Here is a 3426-nt window from a genome sequence, read left to right on the forward strand (position 1 = left end):
ATTGGAGTCCTCCTTGGTTAACTAAGTTAGGGGTCATCTCGCCACGATTTGACACCCCGTATCATACCAAGAGGGCTCCTTTTTGTTCAAGTCCCCGAAAATCCTTCTAACAGGAATGCTCCTTTTTGGAATTTAGAAATTGAGGATTGAAGACTGTTTGTAGTTCTCCTTTTTTCTATTTCTTCAATATATTATCAGGAAGCAGAGGGAAGAATATGGCTCGAATAAACATAAACGGATTTTCCATACAAAAGGATAGTGGTACCTTAATTAACGCAACAAATGTATCCTATAAAAAACCAGTAGAATACTATTTTTGGGATTTATGGAATATCCCCCAAAGGGCTGGAGTTTACGTTGTTTATGATGTTTTGGGGGATTGTCTTTATGTCGGTTCTACACCATATAGATATAATCTAAACAAAAGAATTTCTGAACATTTAAGAAAGGCAAGTTTTAGAAACCATGGTCATAAGATAATCTTTTACGAAACTGATGAGGACACGACGGACATTTTGCTCCTAGAAAAGATTTTTACCAAAGCTCTAGATAACCCACCATTTAATAAAGAAAGGAAAAACGCTCCACTTTCAGCAACTGGAGTAGCATACCTTAAAAAGTATAAGGTTATACGGAGCTACCCAAATTGGAATAATACTTCCGAAAGAGAAGCAAGGAATGCAAGTGTTCCAATGTTAATTGTGGCACTAAGAGATAAGATTGAGGATAAATATAACTTTTTAGAGGATTTGCCCCTTAGAAATGGTGAGGTTAATTTACCGAGTTTATTTGATAATATGAAGAAATTTCTCAAGAAGGCAAAAAAGAAAAAGCCTTCTGCCACTTTTGAAGATTTGATTGACGAAATTATTTATGGCATAGACCAGGACAAATTAAGTAACGAAACAATTACGAGAATAGTTTTGAATAATAAACAATACATCCGTTACAAAAAAGAAATGAGAAAGAAAAAATAAATAAAAGAACCTTGTAATTTTTTCAAAGAATAAATTCAAGTAAGATTTCGTACATGTTATCTTGAGTTATTCCGATATATCTCAATGTGTTTGGGAGTTGAATGGTCCAATAATTGTTAAAGTGAAATAACGCCCTTTGTTTTCTTATAAAAATGATATCCAAAGGTTTTTCTCAATGAATGGGAATAACCTTCTCAACTCCACAAGAGCAGTAACCTTATTTATCATTCTGTAAACTTGAACTCTTGAAATTGGTTTGTCTCCTTTACTTGAGGGGAATAAGTATTTGCTTCCTTACTCACCTTCATAATAAGGATTAATTTCCTTGTTCAACTAACCTGAATCTTGTATACAGTACCAGTTTCATAACATTGATCTGTTGCACCTTTTATCATTGTTGATATGTAGACATAGAAAGAAAATAGGCTATTTGTTATTAACGACGAATACAGCCAAAAACCATACTGTATATGACTGAAATGTTAGTTGAACAAGTTATGAGGTGTTTGCAAAAAATAAGTAAGTTCATAATGGAAAACATTTTATCCCTTTAAATTTCGCTCTTTCATCATTGCAATTGCCTGGAGTAACCCACCAGTAATTTTTCCACCGGCCAACCTATTACACAAAAATTTAGCTGGAAATTGAATTATGAATTCATCTTCATCAGTAAATGTTTTGTTTGTTTCATACACATAAATTCTAGTAGTATCAAGAGCACGAAAACTATCTATTGAAAGTATTGAAGAATCAACGTTACCCATTGGAAACAGAAGTCGATCAAATGGTTTGCTGTTCGACCAATGCTGTCTAATACGTCTTTTAATATTATTCGTTGTACCAATATATACTTGTGAATATTCATCGAGCACCATCATGTAATATCCCGATTTTCCATCATACAAATTCAGGTCATACACCTCAGTGAATTGTCTATTCCGTTTAAGGAACCCTTCTATTTCTTCACAAAATTCACCATGATTTAATAAAGAGAAATATTCCATGTTCAAGTCATAATTTTCCAAACTATCCCTAAGCTGATTTTCGCACCATTCATTCGTGTAAAATTTCCCTTCCTCATCGGTGTAAATGTCCTCAGAAAATTTGACTAATGAATTTCTGTCGTTCACTATTGCGTATTTTTCTCGTGTCATTTTTAAACCTCGTTTTCCTTCCATCACCTTTACCCCAAAATGATATGGCATAGTATTCCATCCTTCTGTGAATGATCCTTTTCAAATTAATCAGATAAATTAATTCATGCTCCTAAACTAATTGTACCGAAGACATCAGCAGCTTTCTATTGCTGGGTAAATAATCTCTGAAAATAACTCTAAGTTATGTAGACAGGACAAGATTTCCTTCAACAATAGAATGCGGGTTCTAGTAGTTATAAATTTAATTAAGAAAACGAAAACTCTACACATAACTTTTTAAGGCACATTTTCATATATTTTCAAGTCCAATTCTGTACCTTATTACATTAATCCATTATCTTTTCTCAGAAGTAACAAAGGGATAAGGAATCTTTCCTCTCTTATCCCTCAAATCATTTAATCCTATTTTTGATCACTTAAATTTTTCAGAATCCTTTTAATTCTTCTTTTAATGGATCCCGCAATTTCTTCCATCTCAGAAAAAGTCTCAACCGCAATGATTTGTTTACTCAGAGATGTTTGCAACTGGCTTTCAAGAGCACTCATTGCTTCCAGAGCATTATTGAGAAACTTAAACTTCCTTGGAATGTATAGTTGGTTTGATTCTGACACATTAGCAGCCACTGACCCTGCCATATCTCGAAGGCCAAACACAAGAACTTTATCCTCCCAAAATTCTCTTCGCCTTGTCATCTTATATATTTTCTCAACAAGCAATAGAGAATCTTTATATATTCCAAAATTTCTTGAATCAGGAGTGTACGGACTTGGAAGATCCATCCCTTTTCCTTCGTTCGCACTTATGTTGGCTAAGGTTTTCGTCAAGATACCCACCACGGATAATGACAATTTATTCAGCTCTTCAAACTTTTCCTGTGAGATATATTGCTGCCCTAATGATATTTCCAACCATGTGGACACTTCCTTACAAGAACCAATTGCAATGCTATACTGATTGAATTTTTCTCGAATGAAATGCTGCTCTGCAATGACAATGCTCTTCTTAACTGATTCGGCACTTCTCACCAACTGGTCTACTATATGGTTCTTTTCGTATGATGGGAAATCTTTACAGACTTCACATACCTTTTCTTCTAACTCTTTTGCTTTTTTGTATCCAAGGAATTGTTTAACTTCTTTAATTTTCAGTAATGGTTCTTTTGCCGTAAGCCCGAACTATAAAAAAACAAGCGTACCTTCGGGTACGCATCACAAATAGCCGTAAATCTTGACTATTTTAATCAAATTTTTACGGCTTATTTTAGTTATTTGCTACATTCTGCCTTGATCAT

The 3426-nt window shown here is 34.0% G+C and carries 3 protein-coding genes; 1 reads left to right on the forward strand and 2 read right to left on the reverse strand.

Going from position 1 to position 3426, the window contains the following annotated elements; genetic code table 11:
- The first annotated feature begins 215 nt into the window (after window positions 1-215).
- On the forward strand, window positions 216-977 hold the full coding sequence (locus M3183_RS26425) for a GIY-YIG nuclease family protein (RefSeq protein ID WP_251475004.1): 762 nt from the start codon (window positions 216-218) through the stop codon (window positions 975-977).
- A gap of 542 nt (window positions 978-1519) precedes the next feature.
- On the opposite strand, the gene M3183_RS26430 is transcribed toward M3183_RS26425, so the two are convergent.
- Together M3183_RS26430 and M3183_RS26435 are read right to left on the reverse strand one after the other, a co-directional pair.
- Entirely contained in the window at window positions 1520-2155 is a 636-nt protein-coding gene (locus M3183_RS26430; protein ID WP_251475007.1) for a GIY-YIG nuclease family protein, read from the reverse strand.
- Window positions 2156-2536: 381 nt separating this feature from the next.
- Window positions 2537-3283 (reverse strand): four helix bundle protein, encoded by a 747-nt coding sequence (locus tag M3183_RS26435; RefSeq protein ID WP_285881230.1) that lies wholly within the window; start codon window positions 3281-3283, stop codon window positions 2537-2539.
- Between the last annotated feature and the right edge of the window lie 143 nt (window positions 3284-3426).

The organism is Neobacillus mesonae (genome assembly GCF_023715155.1).
GTDB lineage: Bacteria > Bacillota > Bacilli > Bacillales > Cytobacillaceae > Neobacillus > Neobacillus mesonae_A.